Origin of the sequence: Paenibacillus sp. OAS669, assembly GCF_014873645.1 — a bacterium.
Lineage (GTDB): Bacteria > Bacillota > Bacilli > Paenibacillales > NBRC-103111 > Paenibacillus_S > Paenibacillus_S vulneris.
The window spans coordinates 152,959-176,026 of the sequence record NZ_JADBDR010000017.1 but is presented as its reverse complement, the minus strand read 5'-3'; the positions used below and the strand labels follow the sequence as shown (position 1 = coordinate 176,026).

Genomic DNA, 23,068 nt, shown 5'->3' with positions numbered 1-23,068 from the left:
AATAATTCCTTCTTCCCGAAGATCGTATTAACTAATAATTTAGAATTATCTGATAATTATTCTATAATAAACTGATCCTCTTCCATACGGATCAATTGGATCTTCTTCCCTAGGCCTGTAGCAGGATCCAGATCTATACAAACCGCGTGGAAATGCCATTTGCCTTCGTCCACTACGAATCGAACAGGAAGCTGCGTTTTAAACTTCTGCAGTACAGCTCCTCTCTCCATGCCTAGAATACCGTCTCGCGGACCGACCATCCCAACATCGGTTACGTAAGCGGTCCCCTGAGGCAGGATACGCTCATCATGCGTCTGTACATGAGTATGAGTACCCACGACAGCGGAAACCTTGCCATCCAGATGCCAGCCCATTGCGAGCTTCTCTGAAGTAGCTTCAGCGTGAAAATCTACAAGGATGTATTTGTTCCGCTTTTTAACACCATCCAGTATCGTATCTACTTTGTCAAAAGGACAGTCCAGCGGCGGCAAAAATGTGCGCCCTTGGACGTTAATGATAACCAGTTCCTGGTCCTTTACCTTGATGGTTGTAAAGCCTCTGCCAGGTGTCCCTTTAGGGAAGTTCGCAGGACGAACCATACGTTCTTCGTCGTCAACAAAGTCAAAGATTTCCTTTTGGTCCCAGGTGTGATTTCCCATCGTTATGCCATGAATGCCCATTTCGAACAGTTCCTTGGCGATGTTGGAAGTAATCCCTCTCCCGGCTGCCGCGTTTTCCCCATTCGCTATAATAAAGGTCGGATTTAATTTGTTTTTGAGTCCGGGCAAACAGGCTTTTACCGCCTTTCTTCCGACGGACCCAACAATATCACCGATAAATAAGATTCTCATTTCTGTGCTCCCTTTCTATGTATGAACCTTTTAAGCGGAAAAGAAAAGTGGCTTATTCAGCCACTTTTCTCCTTAGTGTATGCAATTTGCTATTTCGCGTATTCTACGGCACGAGTTTCGCGGATAACCGTTACCTTGATGTGGCCCGGATAATCCAGCTCGCTCTCGATTTTTTTGGTTATATCACGTGCAAGACGGAAAGCTTCCGTATCATCGATCTTCTCAGGCTGCACCATAACGCGAACTTCGCGTCCCGCTTGAATAGCGTACGACTTCTCTACGCCTTCGAACGATTCGGAAATGTCTTCAAGCTTCTCAAGACGCTTGATGTAGGTTTCCAGCGTTTCACGTCGTGCTCCAGGTCGTGCGGCCGACAATGCATCCGCGGCTCCAACGAGCATTGCGATAACGGATGTGGCTTCGCAATCTCCATGGTGAGAAGCAATACTGTTAATGACAATAGGATGCTCCTTGTACTTCTTGGCAATTTCTACGCCAATCTCAACGTGGGAGCCTTCCACTTCGTGGTCTAAAGCTTTACCGATGTCATGCAGGAGACCGGCACGTTTCGCCAATGTCACGTCTTCCCCGAGTTCCCCAGCCATCAAACCGGTTAGATAGGCCACTTCCATTGAATGCTTCAACACATTTTGCCCATAGCTTGTTCTAAATTTCAATCGGCCCAAAATTTTGATCAGGTCCGGGTGCAGTCCGTGAACGCCAGTTTCAAAAGTTGCCTGTTCACCGTATTCACGAATGCGTTCATCCACTTCCTTACGGGACTTCTCGACCATTTCTTCGATCCGGGCAGGATGAATACGTCCGTCTGCAACCAGCTTCTCAAGTGAAGTACGGGCAATCTCCCGTCGAATAGGATCAAAACCGGACAGAATCACTGCTTCAGGTGTATCGTCGATGATAAGATCGATTCCCGTCAATGTTTCCAGTGCACGGATATTTCTTCCTTCGCGACCGATAATGCGCCCTTTCATCTCTTCATTCGGCAGGGAAACGACCGAAACGGTAGTTTCTGCCACATGATCTGCAGCGCATCTCTGGATAGCCAGCGTAATAATTTCGCGAGCCTTCTTGTCGCCTTCTTCTTTAGCCTGTTGTTCAATCTCTTTAATTAATTGAGCTGTTTCGTGACGAACTTCCTGCTCAACATTCGTAAGGATGATGTTCTTGGCATCGTCCATCGTGAGCGCTGAGATTCGTTCCAGCTCCGCAACTTGATTTTTATAAATCTCATCAATTTGCGATTGTGTTTCTTCGATTCTTTTCTCTTTGTTGGCGACCTGCTCTTCTTTTTTCTCCAGAGATTCTAATTTTTTATCCAGCGACTCCTCTTTTTGCAACAATCGTCTCTCTAATCGTTGAGTTTCATTTCGACGATCACGAATGTCCTTTTCAGCTTCGGATCTGAGCTTGTGAATCTCATCCTTAGCTTCCAGAACCGCTTCTTTCTTAAGTGCCTCCGCTTCTTTCTTCGCATTTTCTTTAATCTGCTCAGCAGCTTGTTCGGCACTAGAAATTTTCGCTTCTGCAATGGACTTGCGGATAATATAACCAATCCCTAAGCAAATCACACCAACAAAGAGGATAATTAAGATCCAGATGGCCGGATTCAGCATCCAGTTCACCTCCTCGTTGTTTCTCCAAGGGGTAAGCTTGGGACAGTATGGTTTTTAATCCGTTTCACAAACGTAAGATAAAGTAAAAATTGGCGATTTTACTTTGAGACTCTTCCCGGGCGAAGTACAGCAGGAAGATTCTGTGTATAAAATTATACATGATTATTTTATCTTTTGTCGAAGAAGCTTGTCAAGGTGTCCAGGGCAGAAATGATTCATTGAACCCTGAAGTACATTCATCCAATACAGGTATATCAAGCCGTCTGAGTCCTGATAATGCCATTAATAGTCTTCAAATTCTTCAACACCAAATTCCAATTCATCAGCATTCGCAGCTCCAAATGCTTTGACCAGGTCTCGCATCACTCTCGATACCAGACTTGATGAATAGCCTCTTCTCGCCAAAAACCCCATAGCCTTGCGCCTGGCTTTCAAGGAATCCTTCGCAAATTCCATGCGATATTTTTTATAGGCGAGATCAAAAGCGTGGCGATACTCTGTCTCTTCATCAACCTGGCCGAGCGCATGCACAATATGCTCCGGCTGGAGACCCTTATGCTGCAGCTCTTGCTTGACCCAATTGCGCCCCTTCTTCTGGGAACGAATCCGCTGCATCGTGAGCTGCTCGGCGAACAATCCGTCGTCAACATACCGTTCCTGCCTGAGCCTTTCAATGGTGATCGTTCTAATCGCAGGTTCATATCCTTTTTGCTTAAGACGTGCTGCAAGCTCATGCTCGGAACGAAGACGGGACGATAAGAGCCGAATGGCGTAAAGATAGGCTTGCTGCTTCTCTTGGGCATACAGTATCGCCTTGAACTCCTCGACACTGATAACCGAGCCCTTGACAAGCCTATACTTAATCAATATATCCTCGTGAACCGAGAACGTATACTGTTCATCGATATACAGGTTATATCTGTCCTTGACCCGTTTTTGCCGCTCTACCTTGGTAATCGTCCCGCTGTGCATCCCTTCTTCGGTTTCTTTATCCAATCCTAAACACCTCAAACATAAAATAACCTCATAAAGCGGGGACCTCGAACCGAAGCTGATTCAGGTACTTTATGGGGAAGCATACAATCGATAAGTGCTAACATGTTAAGAAATAGTAGCCTCTATTCTGGACCTTTCGTAGCTGTTCCTATATGGTAGAAAAGGCACCTTATACTTGAAGTAAAGGTGCCTTGCACTATAGTCACTCCGATTTATTCTTCAAATGCCAGCAGATCGTCCTCTTCCTCGTCTTGGTCATGAAGATCAGAACCGTTGGCAATGATCAGATTGCTGTTCTCGCGAATCTTCTTCTCGATGGTATCAGCAATTTGCGGATTTTCTTTCAGGAATTGCTTAGCATTCTCACGGCCCTGACCGAGTCGATCGTTGTTGAAAGAATACCATGCGCCGCTCTTCTGGATAATGTCCATTTCGCTTCCGATATCAATAATGCTGCCTTCTTTGGAAATGCCCTCTCCGTACATAATATCAATATCCGCTTGCTTGAATGGAGGTGCCACTTTATTCTTAACGACTTTAATCCGGGTACGGTTACCCACCATGTCATTGCCTTGCTTGATTGTCTCTACGCGGCGAACATCCAGCCGAATTGTGGAATAGAACTTCAATGCGCGTCCGCCCGGCGTTGTTTCCGGATTTCCGAACATTACCCCTACCTTTTCACGAAGCTGGTTAATGAAGATGGCAATAACCTTGGATTTGTTAATAGCACCCGACAGCTTACGCAATGCCTGAGACATAAGTCTTGCCTGCAAACCGACATGGGAATCTCCCATCTCGCCTTCGATCTCTGCCTTCGGCACCAGTGCTGCAACGGAGTCGATGACGATAATATCGACAGCGCCGCTTCGAACGAGAGCTTCGGCGATTTCCAACGCTTGCTCTCCCGTATCCGGCTGTGACAGGAGTAAATCATCGATATTGATTCCCAGCTTGCTTGCATACAGTGGATCCAACGCGTGCTCCGCATCGATGAAGGCAGCTTGTCCGCCGGCCTTTTGCACTTCAGCAATCGCATGAAGGGCTACTGTCGTTTTACCGGAGGATTCCGGTCCGTATACTTCTATAATTCTACCGCGCGGAAAGCCGCCGATACCAAGGGCGATATCGAGAGCCAACGAACCGCTTGGGATAGTTTCAACTTGCATATGGGTGGATTCACCCAGTTTCATGATAGAGCCTTTACCAAACTGCTTTTCGATTTGACGGAGTGCATTCTCCAATGCTGCGCGACGATCTGACACAACGGTCACTTCCTTTTCTCTCTTATAATTACTTCCATGATAACTTGTTTTCACTCTATTGCCAAGCATTTTTTGCGAACATACATTCGATTGATAGTCAAAATAAAAACCGCAACAAGATATATGCATTGTTACGGTTCTTCCGTTAAACCTATTATATTACAACTTACGAATAAATTACAAGCACTATTTTTATAACCATCCCGAAGCTTTTATAGAAGCTTCCACAGCTGATACAGCGCGCTTTTGGCCGCGCGAAGCTTAATCAATTCTCGGTTTCCAGCAAGCTGGAGCTGCTTGACGATGGTCTCTCCCCGCTTTTGCGCAACGCCAATATAAACGAGGCCAACCGGCTTGCCTTCGGACTCTCCCGGACCCGCTACTCCCGTAATGGCAATGGCATAATCCGTATCCGACTGCTTAAGCAGGTTTTCGGCCAATAGCCGGGCCGTAACGTCGCTGATCGCCCCGGGGGCGCCTGTGCCTTCCAGAACGTCCAGAGGGACGCTCAGGAGCCTGTTCTTCCACTCGTTGGTGTAAACGACTATGCCGCCTTGAAACACCGCAGAACTGCCCGAAACAGCCGTTAGAAGATCGCTGACGAGTCCGCCAGTGCAGCTTTCCGCAACGGCCAATTTCAGCTGTTTATTTTGCATAAGGCGAATGATCTCTTCTTCGAGGGGGATATCCTCATTCGCATAAATATGCTGACCTAATCTGCTTCGAATTTCTGATTCAACGGGTGCCAATGCGTTCTCCGCCTCCGCCTCGGATGAGGCTCTTGTCGTCAAGCGAACCGCCACTTCACCTTCCTTGGCATAGGTGGCGATGGTCGGATCCGTTTGGCCCTGAATCAAGTCGATCAGTTCGTGCTCCAGCAGCGATTCGCCAATGCCCGCAAACTTAAGCATTCGCGAATATAACGGCCGAACCTCCCCCATCTTGGCGGAAATCCAAACAGAGGCGTAGCGTTCAAACATGGGTTTCATTTCTTTGGGCGGACCGGGTAAAAGAATAAAATGCGTCTGTTCGTGAGTCAGAGCCACACCGACCGCCATACCAGTATCGTTAGGAAGCGGATCACTGCCTTCAAGCATCAAGGCCTGGCGCTTGTTGCTCTCTACCATATGGGCGCCGCGATTTCGGAAGAATGCCTCGATCTTATCCATCGACGGTTGGTGGATATGTAATTTCTGTCCTGCATAGGCCGCTAACACGTCCTTTGTCAAATCATCCTGCGTCGGACCTAATCCGCCGGTACAAATGACCAGATCAGCTCGGCTGGAGGCGATTCGAATCGCTTCGGTCAAACGGCTCTCATTGTCTCCTACGACCGTTTGAAAATAGACGCTTACCCCAAGATCAGCACATGCGCGGGACAAAAATTGGGCATTCGTATTAAGGATCTGGCCGAGCAGCAATTCGGTTCCTACGGCAATGATTTCCGCTTTCATAGCAACAACTCCTCATAATAAAAATAACCCCACAAAGTGGGGCCTCGGATGCGAAGCGGATTCAGGTACTTTGCGGGGCGCCCTGAAATTTATATATAAGCATTAACGTGAAATAAAAAACAATAGGATACTCCTACTGTCTCTTATTCGTTAAAGTTTAGAACATGTTTATTTTTGATAAAGTAATCAAAGCCGGAGTAAAGGGTAATAATGGCAGCAACCCAGCTTGCCAGGGTATCAAAACGGAAATTGATAAATGCGAACGGAAAATTATTGATGAGCAAGGCGATAATCGCCGTTATTTGCGTCGCCGTTTTCCATTTTCCCCACTTGCTTGCCGCAATGACATGACCTTCTAGCAGCGCAATCTGCCGCAATCCGGTAACTGCGAATTCACGGCTAATAATGACAATAGCAATCCAAGCCCCTACTTTGCCCATCTCTACGAGAGAGATGAGCACTGCAGAAACCAATAATTTATCCGCAAGCGGATCAAGCAGTTTCCCCAGATTCGTCACTAATTTACGTTTGCGCGCAATATAACCGTCCAAGCTATCGGTGCTTGCCGCAACAATAAAGATAAGAGCCGCAATAATCTGGTTATAGGTGATGACGAATTGTTCTATTCGGATATGAGGAAACTTCACGTTCACCAATAAAAAAAACATGATGATGGGGACTAAAAAGATCCTCGCCAAAGTGATTTTATTGGCCAGGTTCATGCCACAACCTCCCCGGATAGATCAAACTCGAATGAGTGGGTAATACGAACCTTGGCAACTTCGCCAATTTTCAGCTGCGAACCGGTGACGAACACTTCCCCGTCAATTTCAGGCGCATCATATTGTGAGCGGCCTACATATACATCGCTGCGGCCGTCGTATTTCTCAATTAATACATCGACGACCTGACCAATCCGGCTGCCGTTACGATAATTCGAGATTTCACGCTGAATCTCCATCAATGTATTGGCACGGAATTCCTTCACGTCATCCGGAATTTGATCCGGCAGGCGGGAAGCCGGCGTATCTTGCTCTTTCGAATAAGCGAATACACCAAGACGGTCAAATTCGACGTCCTTAATAAAGGCCTTCAGATTCTCAAAGTCCTGCTCAGTCTCGCCAGGGAAGCCTACAATCAGCGAGGTTCTGAGAGAAACGTTCGGGATGCGCTCGCGGATCTTTGCAATCAAGGCTCTGGCATCCTGCTGTCTGCCTGGTCTTCTCATCCGTTTCAGAATGCTGTCTTCACTGTGCTGCAGCGGCATATCGACGTATTTGCACACCTTAGGGTTGTTGGCAATAGTATCAATCAATTCATCCGTGAAAAATCCCGGATACGCATAATGGAGACGTACCCACTCAATGCCGGCCACTTCACTCACTTTATTCAAAAGAGCAGGCAGCATAAAGCCATCGTACAGGTCTGTGCCGTAATTCGTGGAGTCCTGTGCAATGAGACTGATTTCTTTGACACCCTGCGAAGCCAGCTGTTCAACCTCAGCAATAATCGATTCTATGCTGCGGCTGCGGAATTTACCCCGCATGATCGGAATGCTGCAGAAGGTACAGGCGTTATCGCAGCCCTCGGCAATTTTCACATAAGCGGTATAACGAGGCGTGGTTACTCTTCTAGGCAGGGAAGCCTCGTAGTTGAATACAGGGTTCCCTATCAAAATCGGTTTTTTGCCGGCCAGTGCCTCATCCACAATATCATTGATCTTATGGAAATCCCCGGTACCGACAATACCGTCAATCTCCGGCATTTCCTTCATCAGCTCTTCCTTGTATCTTTGGGTTAAACACCCGGATACGATCAGAGCCTTCAGATTCGCTGTTTGTTTCAGATCAGCCATATCCAAAATCGTATTAACCGACTCTTCCTTGGCCGCATCTATAAAACCGCATGTATTGACAATGATCACGGTTGCTTCTTCTTTATCGTCAACGAGCTCGTAGCCACGTCCATGAATTAAACCTGACATGATCTCGGAATCAACGAGATTCTTCTCGCAACCGAGCGTAACTACCTTCACTTTCTCTGTCATGTAATATCCTCCAATGTTCAAGCCTTACTATATTAGTTTCAAGTATAATACATGGCAATGAAGCGTGTCAAAAGAGAAGCCCTGCCACTAAAGGCTCTCGATATCATAAGTAGCTCACGGTAGCTTTACCGGAAGTTCATGAATTGAAGCTCCAGCGGCAAGTCCGCTTTACGAAGGAGCTGAATAATTTGTTGGAGATCATCCTTGCTCTTGCCGGTAACCCGAATTTGATCACCTTGAATCTGGCTTTTTACCTTAAGCTTGGAATCGCGGATCAGAATGTTAATTTTCTTGGCGTTATCTTGATCGATGCCTTGCTTCAGCTTGATTTTTTGGCGCACGGTTGATGCGGATGCACCTTCAATCTTACCGTATTCGAGGTTCTTTAAGGAGATTCCGCGCTTAGCCATTTTGGAATGCAATATGTCCAGTACGTTTTGCAGCTTAAATTCATCGTCCGATACGACGACCAGCTCTTCTTTTTCGAGAGATATTTTACTTTTGCTGTTTTTAAAGTCAAAGCGGTTGGCAATCTCCTTCTCCGCTTGGTTAATGGCATTGTTCAATTCCTGCATATCCATTTTGGATACGATATCGAATGAACTTTCACTGCTCATGTGTGACACACCCTTCTTTATCCTATATTTTCCCTATATCGAAGAATAACATAAAAAGACACCTTCGGCTATCGCTTCCGTGGTGTCTTGATCGGCATTTCCTAATCTTACCCCAGCATAACCTTAATTCACGAAACGTAAACAGAAGCTACATTTTAACTAGATCAAGCTGGATTCTTTTGGCGTTCGGCGCATCCCCCAAAGCAATGGAAGTTCCGTTTACCGTTAGCTCCACGGCATTAGCTCTTCCAAATACTAGAAACGCAGAGCTGTCCAAATCCCACTTAGGGTTATTTCCATTTTTGTAGGTGCCTTCATCTATTGTTTTTTTGGGCTGTCCGAGCGAATCCACTTGTACCCAGCAAGCCTCCCCGGTTACTTTCATGTCGATATTCAGCTTTTCTGTATTGGAAACCGAGTAATAATCGATGCCTCCTTGGCTTTTCACCAATTTCACTTCTACGGCTGGAGCCGGTGGCGGAGTCGGCGTCGGAGTTACCGTTGCCGCTGCTTTATTATCGTTTAACGTGATTCCGTACGTATCATTGCTCACTGTAGGAGCTGGAACGCTTTTATCCGTAACCCGGCTCGGCTCGCTATTAGGATTCGCTTCATTCTGGCCGCTATTGTAGTTCATATTGAGATAGTAGTAAATAATCCCAAGAATGAGCACAACGAAGGAAACCATCATCGCAGTAGATGCATATTTCCCGATTCTCTCCGTATTTCTCGTAGTTCTCTTAGCCCGAATCGGCTCAACATGCTCAGGCTCAGGAGTCGGAATTACATTCTGGTACATGCGGAGAACCTCATTTGGGTCCATGCCTACCGCTTCAGCATAGCTTTTTATAAAAGCTCTGACATAAAAGTTGCCAGGCAGCACTTTATAGTTTCCTTCTTCGATCGCTTCCAAATACCGCTTTCGAATTTTCGTCGTTTCTTCAAGCTGCTCAAGCGAAATCTTCTTCTCCATTCTCGCTTTTTGGAGCAGCTGTCCAAGATCTGACATGTTTTCACCCCTCTTCTGTAAATGTCCTTAGTTGCAAAAATGCTTAGTATTCGTCAAATCCGGTTGTAAAGCTCTCATAGGATATTTCTTCATCCGGCGTATTTCGAAGCTCGATAATATAATTGAAATCATCATAGGTATACTCGGATTCCCGAATGAATATATCCGGATGCTCAATGACTTTGGTCGATGGCATGCTCATTATTTCTTGTAAAAGCATATGATGCTTTTCATTAGAACGCAATGTAGAAACAATACCATCGATAATAAACACGTTGTTCGTGTTCATCTCGTCTTCGGATAATTGGCTTCTTACCGTTTGACGCAGCAGCGTGGATGATACGAAGGTCCATCGCTTGTTAGAACACACGCTTCCGGCAATGATGGATTCCGTCTTGCCGACGCGAGGCATCCCTCTAAGACCTACAACCTGATTTCCTTCCTGCTTGAAAATTTCGCCCAGGAAATCAACAAGCAAACCAAGCTCGTCACGAGTAAAGCGGAAGGTCTTCCGATCATCGGAATCCCTTTCAATATAACGTCCGTGTCTTACGGCCAGTATATCAACAAGCTTCGGCTCCCTTAATGCCGTTACAGTTATATTATCCACTTTTTTCAACATTTTACCCATTAAGGCAATTTTTTCATCATCATTAGTTTGAAGAAGCATGCCGCGCGTACGATCTTCCACACCGTTAATGGTTACAATATTTATGTCCAGCATCCCCATCAAGGAGGCAACATCGCCCAACAAGCCGGGACGGTTTTTGAAAATTCGATATTCCATGTACCATTGTTTCATTTCCATTTGTTTACACCTCTAACCGATGTCAAGAGACCATCTATTCATATTTTGTAACATCTTACGAAAATATTCTACAAATTTCGCATAATTCCTTCTGCATCAAGCAAAAAGTTTACTGCGGCTTTGATACCTGCACTTCTTGCTGGGTAAAAGGCGCAATTCCTGCTTTCAATTGCTTCGATTGCATCTGAGTCAATACGGATTGAAGGACGGCATCCCAATTCACATCGATGGAGGTGGAGGCCATATTGATGATGGGGACCTGTAAATTTTTCATACGCTGCAATACACTAGCCTCTAAAGGAGAATATACGGCAAGCCAATCCGGACCATGCTGCTTTACTTGAAGCTGAAATTGAGGATACCAGCCTTCTGCGTCGGACAGGGATATTCGCTCGGCTTCTTCCGAAGGGGCCCAGGCCGATGGGATAGGATTCGTGGAAACCGTCACCCATTCAAATGATTTGCCTATGACCTGCTGCTGCTTGACCCATTCGCCCCATTGAGTTTCCATAAAGCCGGGTCCTGTCTGCTTCCATTGGATGTTGGAGGCCGAAACCTCCGCTTGGGATTGACTTATGGAATCATCGATAAAGATCCACTTTTTATCGGGAATTGTCGATGCAAAAGACTGGAGCTGCCGATTCAATTCATTACCGGCTACTATTATGTAATCATAAGGCACCGTTTGTATTTTCCGGGACTGATCTTCCGAAATACCCGTTACATCCGAGATCCATTCAAAGGCGACGTTTTGTGTATCTCGCCAGGATAATAATGTTTTGGAGAACGCGGTTTTGGCAGGCTCTTTTAAGTTTGGCGCCGTTATGACCAGCACCGACACTTTATTTTGAAGAACTGCCGGATCAATTGCGGGGATGTTTTTGCCGCAGCCACTTACAATAAGGAATATGCATATAAGAATTGTTATGCCTTTTGCCCATCTCAGAATACTCAAAACTAACCTTGCCGCCTTTCTGCAACATACTTTAATTAAGTATATCATGAATAGCACGGAAAAGCCTCCCATGAAGGAGGCCGCTAAAAAATCATTTTATTTATTAACAAGCTTTACCATCAGGCGAGCCATTGTCTTGCGCTCCGTCTCGTCAGCTACATCCCAAAGATCCTTCAATACTCTTTCTTCATTGTTTTCCGGATCAATCTTATCGGCCAAAAATTCACCGATTTGGAATGCAATCTTGCTGATCGTTTCGTCGCTCATACCGGATTTTTGCGCTTGGTCTACGCGCTCGCCCAAAAATTCCTTCCAACGTTCAAAAACCTTCAACGCTGTTGCCATTTGAAATAGCCTCCTTTAAGTAAAAGTATCACTACGACTACTAATGTTCGCAAAAGGAGGTCTAAATATTCAGCAATCAGGTCAGCCAGCCGCCATTAGGGCTTATGATTTGTCCGGTAATATACCCTGATTCCGGAAGCGCCAAAAAATATACCAATGAAGCGATCTCATCTGGCTGCGCAAAGCGTCCTACCGGGATTTCATTCTCTAAAGCCGCTTTCTCGTCCATATCGAAATTGGCCATCATCATCGTATCTACCGCACCGGGAGCAACGGCATTAACGGTGACTCCTGAAGGAGCGAGTTCTTTGGCTAATGCCTTCGTAAAAGCATTTATGCCTCCTTTAGCGGTAGAGTAGATCACTTCACAGGATGCACCCGAAATCCCCCATATGGAGGATACATTGATTATTCTTCCATATTTTTGGCTTATCATCGGTTTCATGAACTGTTGAGTTGCCAAAAATACGCCCTTCAAATTGACGTCCATCACTTCATCCCACATCTCTTCCGTAACATCGGACAAAAGACCGTAGTGGGAGATCCCTGCGTTATTGACCAAAATATCCGGCATCATGTTATGATGCTCCAGTTTTTCCTGCAAGCGCAATATTTGCTCTCTGCTTCGTAAATCGGCAGCTGCTGTAAGCACCTTGGCGCCGTGCTTCATGCAGCTGCGGGCTGTTTCGTTGGCAGCCTCATGAGACTGTAAATAATGAATGACGACATTCATTCCAACGGAAGAAAACCGTTCAGCAATAGCCGCCCCAATCCCTCTGCTGGCACCCGTAACAAGTACGGTCTGTTCGGTAAAGGGGCGAGGTGATGTACTCAATGTTGTTCGCTTCTTACGATGGAAACCGCCAATTGATTCCAGTCAAAATGCTGCCGCAGCCTATCATTCACTTGGGCTAACGTCAATTGCTCATAAGCCGGCAATATGTCAAAAAGATCAATTCCTTTGAACCGGTATTTCGTAAATTCATTGGCGATCGCCTCAGGTGAGTTGAGCAGCCTCATGAAACCGCCAATTTTTTTCTTGCGGCTTCTCTCGAAGCTTGCCTCCGGAATTCCCGTCGTCTTAACCTTATCGATCTCCTCTTGAACTCTTGCAATAAGACGGTCAGGGTCCTTGGTATCACCGCCGATGACTGTAAAGGCGTAGTTTTCGCCTATGTTATATTCGCTTCCAAAGTTATCGGAAATCAGCTGCTCGTCATACAGCTTCTGATAAATGTCGGAGCTAGGGCTTAACAGGACGTCCAACAGGATCTTCATCGAAAGCTCGCGCTCAAGCAGCTCCTTGCCCGCGGCGGTCTGATCAGGCTCCTTGCAGCCGAACAAGCATTTGGGAAGCGATACAGGCAGAACCGTAACCTTCTCCTTTTGCCTTACCGACGATGGCTCGTTCTCAAAGAAGCGTTCGATTTTCCCTTGCGGCTTATAATCCTTGCCTGCCTGATTATTGCGGATCAGCTCCATAATTTCCTCCGGCTTGATCCCGCCGACGACAAACAGACTCATATTGCTCGGATGATAGAACGTATAGTAGCAATCGTACAGCAGCTCTTTGGTTATATGAGAAATGGATTCAACTGTTCCTGCAATGTCAATATGAACAGGATGCTTGTGGTACATCGCTTCGATCAATCCAAAATAGGATCGCCAATCCGGATTATCCTCATACATTTTAATTTCCTGGCCGATGATTCCTTTTTCCTTCTCCACATTCTCATCCGTAAAGTATGGATGCTGCACAAAGTCGATTAATGTGGAGATATTTTCACGAATATGCTCCGTCGCCGAAAACAAATAAGCGGTTTTATCGAAGCTTGTAAAGGCGTTGGCGGATGCGCCGTTAGAAGCGAACACTGCAAATATATCCCCGGTAGGCTCCTCAAACATCTTATGCTCCAAAAAATGCGCGATGCCGTCAGGAACCCGCTTCTCCTCTCCGCCCAACACCTTAAAGTGATTATCGATGGAGCCATATTTAGTGGAGAAAGTAGCATAAGTCTTCTGAAAGCCTTCCTTCGGCAGAAGAAATACCGACAATCCGTTAGGAAGCTGCTCTACATATAATGTTTCATTCACATGAGGATAAGGAATTGCCTTCATGCTTATTCTCCTCCCTTCCGGTTGCGCAAAAAGTAAATCGTATCGAGCTTGACCTGATTGGCCACCTCTTGAATATCTTGTTTATCCACTGACAGCACATCCTGGATTAAGGACGGCACTGATCTCTCTACGCCTGATAATATATTGTTAAAATCAAACGCAATCAACTCGAATGCAGAATCCTGCATTTCGCGCAAATGCCCTGTGATCATAGCCTTGGTCTGCTGAAGCTCCGTCTCGCTAATATCCCCTTTGGCCATTGCCTCCAGCTGCTGACGAATGATCGAAACGGCTTTTTCATAATTTTGAATTTCGATCCCCGATTGAATCGTAAGGATTCCTTTATGACCGTCCAGCCGCGAGGATGCGTAATAGGCAAGACTCGCTTTTTCCCTCACATTCGTAAATAGCTTGGAGTGAGGATAACCGCCCAAAATACCGTTATACATCAACATGGTCGGGTATGTAGAATCCGCATAAGTGGTGTAGGCTCTTAAGCCCATATTGAGCTTTCCTTGGTTCACATCGAGCCGTTCAACGACTTCCTTCACCTGCTCCACCTGACGATGACCCGGCTTGTTCGCATAGCTGCCGGTTTGAGTCCGGTCTACTGCGAAGCTTTGCTCAATCAGCGGCAGAACCTCCTGCAAATTCGTTTTACCCACTACATATATATCTATAACCGAATTTCTAAGCCACTGCTGATAATAGGCGTACAACGATTCAGGACTCAGACCCGCCAGCTGTTCGATGCTGCCAAGCGGATGCAACCGGTAAGGCTCCTGGCTGCACATTTCAGCAATACAACGCTCTGCTGCGTATTTTATTTTGTCATTAACGATAGCTTCGATTCTTTTTTGCAGTGTGACTTTCTCCGAATCGACATATTTGCTGACGAACCGGCCGTTCTCAAGCGCAGGCTTAGTAAGGGACTCACCGAGAAACTGAATCCCATTCTTCAATAACGATTCCGGGCTGCTCACATAATGATCCTGAATTACATCCATACGGAATTGAACCATCTGGTAATCCCCGCGCTTGTAAATATCAAATCCGAAGCCAGCCCCGTACAGATCATCCAATCGTTCACGGAATTGTTTGGTTTCCGGATAGGCTTGGGTACCGCGGCGCAGTACAAAGGGAGTAAAGGCCGTCGGGGTCACAGATTGCTCCTCCAGTGGAGTTCCGATATATACCGATAAAGCGTAGGTTTTGAACTGTTCTGTAGGCAGCACATGCACGCGAATATTCCTTATGGTGCCACGCTCAAATTGAATGTTTTTCAACGGGACATTGCTCCTTTCGTTGGCTTTATACCATTATATTCCTTCATAAACAGAAGAAGCAACCACAAGGGTTACTTCTTGCAATCCATCACATGCAAAAGATATGCTTGCCGATTTGCTTGACTTGAGGACGGGTCCATATCCATTTGGAGGTTGCTGTTTCCGGGTTAAAATAATATATGCATCCGCCGCTCGGATCATTTCCGTTTAAAGCGTCTCTGACGGCTTTTTTCGCCGTTTCGTTAGGCGTCAGCCAGATTTGACCGTCGGCTACCGCCGTAAAAGCACCCGGCTGAAAAATAACTCCTGAGACGGTATTCGGAAAGCTAGGCGATTTCACACGGTTCAGAATGACGGCCGCAACAGCCACTTGACCTATGTAGGGTTCGCCTCTCGACTCGCCGTACACGGCGTTTGCCATCAAATTCAGGTCCTGCTCGGACAAGCCCAGGTGATTAGTAGCCGGCAAATTCGCGTTCTCCCCCCCGCCTTCGCTTGTACCTGCTCCTGCATTGCCTGTTTGGCTGGATGGAGGTAGCTCCTCCGCCGTAGGGCGATAGTGCTTGGTTGCTTCCCACAGCTTCAATTTGGTTTTGGGGCCAGCAATTCCGTCAACATTCAATCCAAACTCCGATTGGAACCATTTCAGAGACCGCAAGGTGTTGTACCCAAAATCACCATCCACAGCTCCGTTATAAAATCCTAGCAGCTTGAGTCTCCCTTGAAGCTCATAAACATCCTTGCCAGTAGCTCCATAGTGAATATCGGTTTTACTGAACGTTTGCTTGACCTCAAGCCGGTGCTTGACTTGATAGCCTGCAAACAAAACAAAAACCAAGCAGAACGTAATAAAAACAAGACGTTTGTTCATCAACTACTCACCTTTCCCACATTCATTTTGGCAACCTTTTTAAGGTTATTATGAGAAAGGAAGTAAGCTTCTATTCAGATAAAACAGGAAAGTAATGGGATGAACGCAAAGGAAAAGAGCATGCCTGAAATGGCACGCTCTCTTTAGATTTTTATGACGAAAGACGGCTTTGGTACTGCTCCAGAGATACGAGCACTTCCCTTGGCTTGCTGCCCTCATAGGGACCAACAATGCCCTTGGCCTCCATGGAATCGATCAATCGGGCAGCCCGGGTATACCCCACTCTCATACGCCGTTGAAGCAAGGAGACGGAGGCTTGCTTCGCTTCCAGTATGATTTGCACAGCTTGATCGTACAGCTCGTCTTCCATCTGATCAGGCACTTCCGACTGCTCCTCAACCTGTGGTACCATATCCTCCACATAATTGGCCTGACCTTGGGTTCTGACAAAGTTAACGACGGCCTCCACTTCGCTATCCGATAAGAACGCTCCTTGTACCCGTACAGGCTTGGAAGCCCCCATCGGCAGATAGAGCATATCACCTCGACCGAGCAATTTCTCCGCCCCCGCCATATCAAGTATCGTTCGGGAATCGACTTGTGAGGAAACCCCGAAGGCAATCCGGGAAGGAATATTGGCCTTGATGACACCTGTAATGACGTCGACGGATGGTCTTTGCGTAGCAATAATCAAGTGAATTCCTGCCGCACGCGCCATTTGCGCCAATCGGCATATCGCATCCTCGACATCATTGGCCGCTACCATCATGAGGTCCGCCAACTCGTCGACAATAACAACGATATAAGGCAGTGGAGCGCCTGTCTGGGTCTCTATAAGCATATTGTTATAGCCCTCGATATTTCGCGTACCGCTCTTGGAGAAAAGCTCGTACCGTTTTTCCATCTCAACAACGACTTTCTTCAATGCCAGTGAGGCCCGGCGCGGATCCGTAACAACCGGAGCCAGCAGATGCGGGATACCGTTGTATACGTTTAGCTCAACCATCTTAGGGTCAATCATGAGAAATTTCACTTCATCCGGCTTGGCTTTATACAAAATACTGGTAATGATTCCGTTAATACAAACGGATTTACCTGAACCGGTTGCACCTGCCACGAGCATGTGCGGCATGCGGGCCAGATTGCCGACGATCGGCTGACCGGAGATATCCCGCCCAAAAGTAATGGACAGCTTCGAGCTGGACTCCTGAAAGGCCGTTGTCTCCATAACCTCTCTCATGGTTACGATCGATACTTCCGTATTAGGTACCTCGATCCCTATAGCGGATTTGCCTGGGATAGGTGCTTCCATCCGGATATCCTTGGCAGCCAAGGCCAACGCGATGTCGTCAGTCAAGCCCACAATGCGGCTTACCTTGACGCCCACATCCGGCTGAATTTCATACCGGGTTACGGAAGGACCTCTAACCACCTCAAGCACCTTGGCTCTTACGCCAAAGCTTTCGAGAGTTGCTTCCAGCTTGCGGGCTACCGCCTTGTAATCCAGCGATTCCGCTCCCTTGGAAAGATTAGGCTTGGCTAACAGCTGGAAGGACGGAAGCTCATACGGCACCTCCAAAGGCTTATTATGAATATCAAAATCTTCCGGAGCCGGAACATCATCATCCGATGCACCCGGTTCCTGCTTCGTCTTGGCAGCTGCCGGAGCCGCTTGAGGCGGTTCATTCTCAGGCTGTAGAGCCTCTTGCTTCACATGCTCCTGGAAGTCGCGTATGACAGGAATAAACGGCTCTTGCTCGGGTTCGTCCAATTCGTCCCCGCCGTGATAAACCACTTGCTCTTTTTTAGTCTTCACAGACTCTCTGCTGTCCTGCTCCGTCTCTTCCAAGTCCTCTTCCTGGCCGTTTAATTGCTGCTCAACCGGCTCCGATTTGGACTTAGGCTGTATCAGATCAAAGAATAAGGAGCGTTTCTTACCGCTCTTCTTCTCTTTGCGCTCCGGCTTCAAAGTCTCCTCGTCAAACTCGTTATCCTCCGGAATGTACGGGATGACGGCGGCCTTTTTCTTAACAGCTGCCGGGGCAGGCTTATGCTTGCGGGCTGATAATTTCTGTAATATGTATTGTCCAAGCAGCGTGTCCTCGAACTTCCGGCGGCCCTTGACCTTCTGAATGATGTCGGCGATGGACAATCGGGTTACCAGCAGAATCCCTATCAGGATCATCATGTATTGGATCAGCTTTGCTCCCAAATTTGCGAACAAAAAGAATAACAAGCTGTACAGGCTGGCACCAAGGATGCCCCCTCCGACTTCTCTGTCAAGGGCTGCTCGTCCCTTATCTGAGGCCTCCATCGCCGTCATCAGGCTGGACCAGGACTGCGACATAATCATCCCTGCAGTGATTTTCCCCTTCGGGTACATATCGTCAAAGAGCGTGATATGGCTCATAAGGATAAATGCCAAAATAATCAGCAAAATCCCGGCCTTGCGAGTGGTTCTCCATACGGGCCAAGCTCTTTTTACCATCACGTACAATCCAAGATAGATAAACACAAGCGGAATAACAAATTCCATCGATCCGATCAAAAACCGGAACAAATACTTAAACGATCGGGCTACTGGACCTTCTTGGGATATCGCAATGACAGACAGCGTCAAGATGACAATGCCGTACAGCTCATATTTCAAATTCGTTTTCATAACCTTGCTTCTTTTCTTTGGCCTTGCCAACGCGGCTCACCCCCAAGTACAAATTATACCATACTTTGGATAGAACCTTAATATGATGGCAAAAATCAGACCTTGGAACTAGATTTTCGGTTGAAACTCAATTACGCGGCCAGGGGTATACTGTGGATTCAAATAATCCTGCGGATTGCCGCTGATTAACCGGACAATGGTCGCTTGATTGGAGTTGAGAGGCTGAACCTGCATGGTGATCCCGTTCAGAACGATCTCCATAGAGTTATCCTCCAATTCCTCAATGCCTTCCATCACCACATCCAACGGCAATATAGTATAATGGATCATTGCACCATGCCCCCTGTTTGGGAGGTACGCTTCTCTTCAATTCTGCGATTCAATTCACGAATGGCATCGCCGACACCGCCGATCGCGTTGATCAAGCCGTACTTAACCGCATCCGGCCCGATAACGGTGGTTCCAATGTCTCTCGTTAATTCACCGGTTTTAAACATCAGTTCCTTTAGTTTTTCTTCGGTTATCCTGGAGTGGCTCGTGATGAAGCGATTGACCCGCTCCTGCATTTTATCCAAATATTCAAAAGTCTGAGGTACTCCAATAACCAGTCCATTCAATCGGATAGGATGTATGGTCATCGTCGCGGTTTCTGCAATAATAGAATGATTGGAAGAAACTGCGATCGGTACGCCGATCGAATGTCCCCCCCCCAGTACCAAAGTTACGGTCGGCTTAGACAACGTCGATATCATTTCGGCGATAGCAAGACCAGCTTCGACATCCCCGCCAACCGTATTCAAAATGATTAGAACCCCTTCGATTTTCGAGTTCTGTTCTGCTGCAACCAGCTGCGGGATCAAATGCTCATATTTTGTCGTTTTATTTTGCGGCGGAAGCACAATATGTCCCTCTACCTGACCGATGATCGTCATACAAAAAATATTGGAGTCGGTCCCAGGCGTAGCCGTTTGACCTAGCTGTTGAATATTTTCAACCGTCGGATTTTTTCTGGCTTCGTCATTCGGTTGCTGGGGCAGTGTGTCTTGAGTGAAATTGTTCATAAAGGAAATTCCTCCCTAGTCTATGGTCACATCATCTCCCATAGTATGGATCGAGAGGGGAAAAATATGCGGCATTGGCAAAGGAATACCATAAATATGACAAGTATCTACAAATGCTTTTCAATGCTGGGCGATCTTAAGGTTTGCTTTAGTACAACTCGGCTTCGACAGCAAAGTTGATTTTATCTCCACATGAATTTTACATCATCGGAATCTGATAAATCGTTAGATAAAAAAAGACCACATAGAGAATTTCTCTATGCGGTCTTTTTGCAGTGATCGATTGCAAACACCTGTATGAATGAACGGTTTCAAGCTATTGACTGGTGGTTTTTGATCATACTTCCATAATAATTGGAAGGATCATAGGTCTTCTTCTGGTTTGTTCGTACAAAAATCGTCCTAGAGCATCTTTAACATGAGTCTTTAAGGAAGCCCATTCATTTACATTTTCATTCATTAAACGATTCAGTGTGCTTGTTACGATCCGGTTTGCTTCATCCAGCAAGCCTTCCGATTCTCTAACATACACGAAACCTCGGGATATAATATCAGGCCCGGATAAAATGGCACCGTCTTGTTTGCTAAGCGTAACAACTACGACAAGAATACCATCTTGCGAGAGCAGCTTCCGATCGCGAAGAACAATATTCCCAACGTCGCCGACTCCGAGTCCATCGATTAAAATATTCCCCGCCGTTACTTTAGAACCTTTGCGGGCAACACCGTCTTGAATCTCTACCGTTTCACCATTGTCCACGATAAAAATGTCTTCTTTGGCGATACCAACAGACTCAGCCAGAGCGCCGTGTTGACGAAGCATACGGTATTCACCGTGGATCGGAATAAAGTATTTAGGCTTCATGATATTCAGCATGAGCTTTAATTCTTCTTGGCTTCCGTGTCCGGAAACGTGAACTCCTGTAACGGAACCTGGACCATAAATAACATGGGCTCCAATACGCATCAATTCGTCGACGGTTCTGCCGACATAACGTTCGTTGCCCGGGATTGGCGTTGCAGCAATAATAACGGTATCCCCCGGAAAAATATCCACTTTGCGGTGCGTGGATCTCGCCATGCGAGTAAGCGCCGACATCGGCTCTCCTTGGCTGCCTGTAGACAGGATGGCCACGCGATCTGCAGCCAGCTTGTTCACTTCCTCCGGCTCAATCAGCATGCCATCTGGAATACGCAAATAACCAAGCTCATGTGCGATACCTACAACGTTGACCATGCTCCGTCCAATGACGGTTAATTTTCTGCGGGTAGCTTCACAAGCATCGACAACCTGCTGAATTCTGTGAATATTCGAAGCAAAGGTGGCAATGATAACCCTCTGCTTGGCTTTGCGGAATACTTCCTCGATTTGAATGCCTACGCTTCTTTCCGAGCCCGTATATCCTGGTCGCTCTGCATTGGTACTATCCGAAAGGAGAGCCAAGACGCCCCTTTTCCCGATAGCCGCCATACTGTGCAAATCAGCATATTGGTCATTAACAGGAGTCTGATCAAATTTAAAGTCTCCTGTATGAACAACGTTCCCCTCCGGGGTTTCAAGACATACACCGACGGAGTCAGGAATACTATGGTTGGTCTTAAAGAATGTAGCGGTAATGGTTCCGAGCTTCAGTTCGCTGTCCGAGTTAATGAGAATTCGTTTGGTTTCACCCAACAAATTCGCTTCTTTAAGCTTAGTTTCGATTAACCCGAGCGTTAGTCTGGTACCGTATACAGGAACATTCAAATGCTTCAGAACGTAAGGCAAGCCGCCAATATGGTCTTCGTGCCCGTGCGTTATAATAATTCCTCTGACTTTCTCACGGTTTTCCGTTAAATACGTGATATCCGGAATGACAATATCAATACCGAGCATGTCCTCCTCAGGGAACTTTAAACCACAATCGACGACCACAATATCATTGGCATACTGAATGACATACATATTTTTTCCGATTTCGCCCACGCCGCCCAGAGCAAAGATCGAAAGCTTATCCATATTTTTCTTTGACAAAGAAATACCTCCTAATTAAAATTGACGACGAATTTTTGTAAGAACCAAAAACCAAAAACCGCACCAGTCACTTGCCACCATTATACATGAAGAAAAACTGTAATTACAAGTTCACCCTTTTTTACTGCCTACTGTTACCTAAAAAAATAAAACCGATGCTAAAAAACGCACCGATTTTCTAAGACATCTCACTCAAATAGCGAAGCAATGAATCGTCCTTCTTCTTCGGTTACATTTATTAACGGTAAACGAACTCCTCCGACTTCAATCCCCTTGCGGTTCAAAGCGAACTTCACAGGAGCCGGGTTTGGAACTCGATGAGGACATGCAAATAATCCTTTGAAAATCGGATGAAGTTTGGCATGGATCTGGCTTGCTTCACGAACATCTCCCTGCAAATAACAGTTTATCATATTCTTCATATCTTTTCCAATCACATGGCTCGCTACGCTGATAATACCGTAAGCGCCAACGGACAGAGCCGGCAGTGTCATGTTATCTTCGCCGCTGTACACAACAAAACCCGGAGCTGCACCATGAGCAATTTGCGTAATCTGGTCGAGATCGGCGCAATCTTTGGTAGCTACAATATTTGGAATATGAGACAACCGGATGGTAGTATCTACATTAATGTTAACACCGGTTCGACTTGGCACATTATATAGGATACAAGGCAGGGAAACCGCCTCGGCAATAGCTTTGTAATGCTGGAACAATCCTTCCTGAGAAGGTCGGTTATAATAAGGAGCTACCAGGAGCAGCGCATCGACGCCGAGCTTCTCGGCTTCCTTGGATAAATGGATGGAATGAGCCGTGTCGTTGCTTCCTGTACCGGCAATAATTTTGCAGCGTCCCTTAGCATGTTTTACTGTAAATTGAAATAATTGCAGCTTTTCTTCATCGGTCAAGGTTGGCGACTCACCGGTTGTACCATTAATCACCAAGCTGTCGCTTTCCTGTTCTTCAATCAAGTAGTCCATCAGTTTGGCCACCTGATCCCAATCAATTTGCAAATTAGCATCAAATGGCGTTACCATTGCCGTAATTAGTCTACCGAAATCCACTGCGTTTTCCC

21 protein-coding genes are annotated in these 23,068 nt (G+C 46.4%); all 21 read right to left on the bottom strand.

Annotated features, from left to right (window positions below; translation table 11 throughout):
* Positions 1 to 56 precede the first annotated feature (56 nt).
* The 21 genes from GGC63_RS28985 to dapA all read right to left on the bottom strand — a co-directional run bounded on the left by GGC63_RS28985 (position 57) and on the right by dapA (position 23,057).
* Positions 57 to 851, bottom strand: coding sequence for a TIGR00282 family metallophosphoesterase (locus tag GGC63_RS28985; RefSeq protein ID WP_192705242.1), 795 nt, complete (start codon positions 849 to 851; stop codon positions 57 to 59).
* A gap of 89 nt (positions 852 to 940) precedes the next feature.
* Positions 941 to 2,485: a ribonuclease Y gene (rny, locus tag GGC63_RS28980; protein ID WP_377739208.1), complete on the bottom strand. Its 1,545-nt coding sequence runs from the start codon at positions 2,483 to 2,485 to the stop codon at positions 941 to 943.
* 282 nt (positions 2,486 to 2,767) lie between these two features.
* Positions 2,768 to 3,481 (bottom strand): RecX family transcriptional regulator, encoded by a 714-nt coding sequence (locus tag GGC63_RS28975; RefSeq protein WP_225948565.1) that lies wholly within the window; start codon positions 3,479 to 3,481, stop codon positions 2,768 to 2,770.
* A 212-nt stretch (positions 3,482 to 3,693) separates the two neighbouring features.
* Entirely contained in the window at positions 3,694 to 4,746 is a 1,053-nt protein-coding gene (gene recA, locus GGC63_RS28970) for a recombinase RecA (RefSeq protein WP_192705241.1), read from the bottom strand.
* A 212-nt stretch (positions 4,747 to 4,958) separates the two neighbouring features.
* On the bottom strand, positions 4,959 to 6,200 hold the full coding sequence (locus tag GGC63_RS28965) for a competence/damage-inducible protein A (RefSeq protein WP_192705240.1): 1,242 nt from the start codon (positions 6,198 to 6,200) through the stop codon (positions 4,959 to 4,961).
* A gap of 143 nt (positions 6,201 to 6,343) precedes the next feature.
* Complete coding sequence (pgsA, locus tag GGC63_RS28960; RefSeq protein WP_079910198.1) at positions 6,344 to 6,922, bottom strand: CDP-diacylglycerol--glycerol-3-phosphate 3-phosphatidyltransferase; 579 nt, start codon at positions 6,920 to 6,922, stop codon at positions 6,344 to 6,346.
* Positions 6,919 to 8,247, bottom strand: a complete 1,329-nt coding sequence (rimO, locus tag GGC63_RS28955) for a 30S ribosomal protein S12 methylthiotransferase RimO (RefSeq protein ID WP_192705239.1) — start codon at positions 8,245 to 8,247, stop codon at positions 6,919 to 6,921. Before rimO ends, pgsA begins: the two co-directional genes overlap by 4 nt.
* A 125-nt stretch (positions 8,248 to 8,372) precedes the next feature.
* Complete coding sequence (locus GGC63_RS28950; protein ID WP_192705238.1) at positions 8,373 to 8,864, bottom strand: YajQ family cyclic di-GMP-binding protein; 492 nt, start codon at positions 8,862 to 8,864, stop codon at positions 8,373 to 8,375.
* Between the two features lie 148 nt (positions 8,865 to 9,012).
* Complete coding sequence (locus GGC63_RS28945) at positions 9,013 to 9,873, bottom strand: helix-turn-helix domain-containing protein (RefSeq protein ID WP_192705237.1); 861 nt, start codon at positions 9,871 to 9,873, stop codon at positions 9,013 to 9,015.
* A gap of 43 nt (positions 9,874 to 9,916) precedes the next feature.
* On the bottom strand, positions 9,917 to 10,681 hold the full coding sequence (locus GGC63_RS28940; RefSeq protein WP_192705236.1) for a DUF3388 domain-containing protein: 765 nt from the start codon (positions 10,679 to 10,681) through the stop codon (positions 9,917 to 9,919).
* 109 nt (positions 10,682 to 10,790) lie between these two features.
* Complete coding sequence (locus tag GGC63_RS28935) at positions 10,791 to 11,636, bottom strand: hypothetical protein (protein WP_192705235.1); 846 nt, start codon at positions 11,634 to 11,636, stop codon at positions 10,791 to 10,793.
* A 96-nt stretch (positions 11,637 to 11,732) separates the two neighbouring features.
* On the bottom strand, positions 11,733 to 11,981 hold the full coding sequence (locus GGC63_RS28930) for a DUF3243 domain-containing protein (RefSeq protein ID WP_079910204.1): 249 nt from the start codon (positions 11,979 to 11,981) through the stop codon (positions 11,733 to 11,735).
* Between the two features lie 76 nt (positions 11,982 to 12,057).
* Positions 12,058 to 12,816 carry an elongation factor P 5-aminopentanone reductase gene (gene ymfI / locus GGC63_RS28925; protein WP_192705234.1) on the bottom strand — a complete coding sequence of 253 codons (759 nt, stop codon included), beginning with the start codon at positions 12,814 to 12,816 and terminating at the stop codon, positions 12,058 to 12,060.
* Positions 12,813 to 14,099: an EF-P 5-aminopentanol modification-associated protein YfmH gene (gene yfmH, locus GGC63_RS28920; RefSeq protein ID WP_192705233.1), complete on the bottom strand. Its 1,287-nt coding sequence runs from the start codon at positions 14,097 to 14,099 to the stop codon at positions 12,813 to 12,815. Before yfmH ends, ymfI begins: the two co-directional genes overlap by 4 nt.
* Positions 14,100 to 14,101: 2 nt before the next feature.
* Positions 14,102 to 15,385 (bottom strand): EF-P 5-aminopentanol modification-associated protein YfmF, encoded by a 1,284-nt coding sequence (yfmF, locus tag GGC63_RS28915; RefSeq protein ID WP_192705232.1) that lies wholly within the window; start codon positions 15,383 to 15,385, stop codon positions 14,102 to 14,104.
* A gap of 88 nt (positions 15,386 to 15,473) precedes the next feature.
* Positions 15,474 to 16,256: a spore cortex-lytic enzyme gene (gene sleB, locus GGC63_RS28910; protein WP_192705231.1), complete on the bottom strand. Its 783-nt coding sequence runs from the start codon at positions 16,254 to 16,256 to the stop codon at positions 15,474 to 15,476.
* Positions 16,257 to 16,407: 151 nt separating this feature from the next.
* The gene (locus tag GGC63_RS28905; RefSeq protein ID WP_225948564.1) at positions 16,408 to 18,948 is read right to left on the bottom strand and encodes an FtsK/SpoIIIE family DNA translocase; all 2,541 of its coding nucleotides are present in this window, start codon (positions 18,946 to 18,948) and stop codon (positions 16,408 to 16,410) included.
* A 78-nt stretch (positions 18,949 to 19,026) separates the two neighbouring features.
* Entirely contained in the window at positions 19,027 to 19,248 is a 222-nt protein-coding gene (locus GGC63_RS28900; protein ID WP_192705229.1) for a YlzJ-like family protein, read from the bottom strand.
* The gene (locus GGC63_RS28895; protein WP_192705228.1) at positions 19,245 to 19,979 is read right to left on the bottom strand and encodes a ClpP family protease; all 735 of its coding nucleotides are present in this window, start codon (positions 19,977 to 19,979) and stop codon (positions 19,245 to 19,247) included. The genes GGC63_RS28900 and GGC63_RS28895 overlap by 4 nt, the downstream gene beginning before the upstream one ends.
* A gap of 337 nt (positions 19,980 to 20,316) precedes the next feature.
* Positions 20,317 to 21,993, bottom strand: a complete 1,677-nt coding sequence (locus GGC63_RS28890; protein ID WP_192705227.1) for a ribonuclease J — start codon at positions 21,991 to 21,993, stop codon at positions 20,317 to 20,319.
* A gap of 188 nt (positions 21,994 to 22,181) precedes the next feature.
* Complete coding sequence (gene dapA / locus GGC63_RS28885) at positions 22,182 to 23,057, bottom strand: 4-hydroxy-tetrahydrodipicolinate synthase (RefSeq protein ID WP_192705226.1); 876 nt, start codon at positions 23,055 to 23,057, stop codon at positions 22,182 to 22,184.
* Between the last annotated feature and the right edge of the window lie 11 nt (positions 23,058 to 23,068).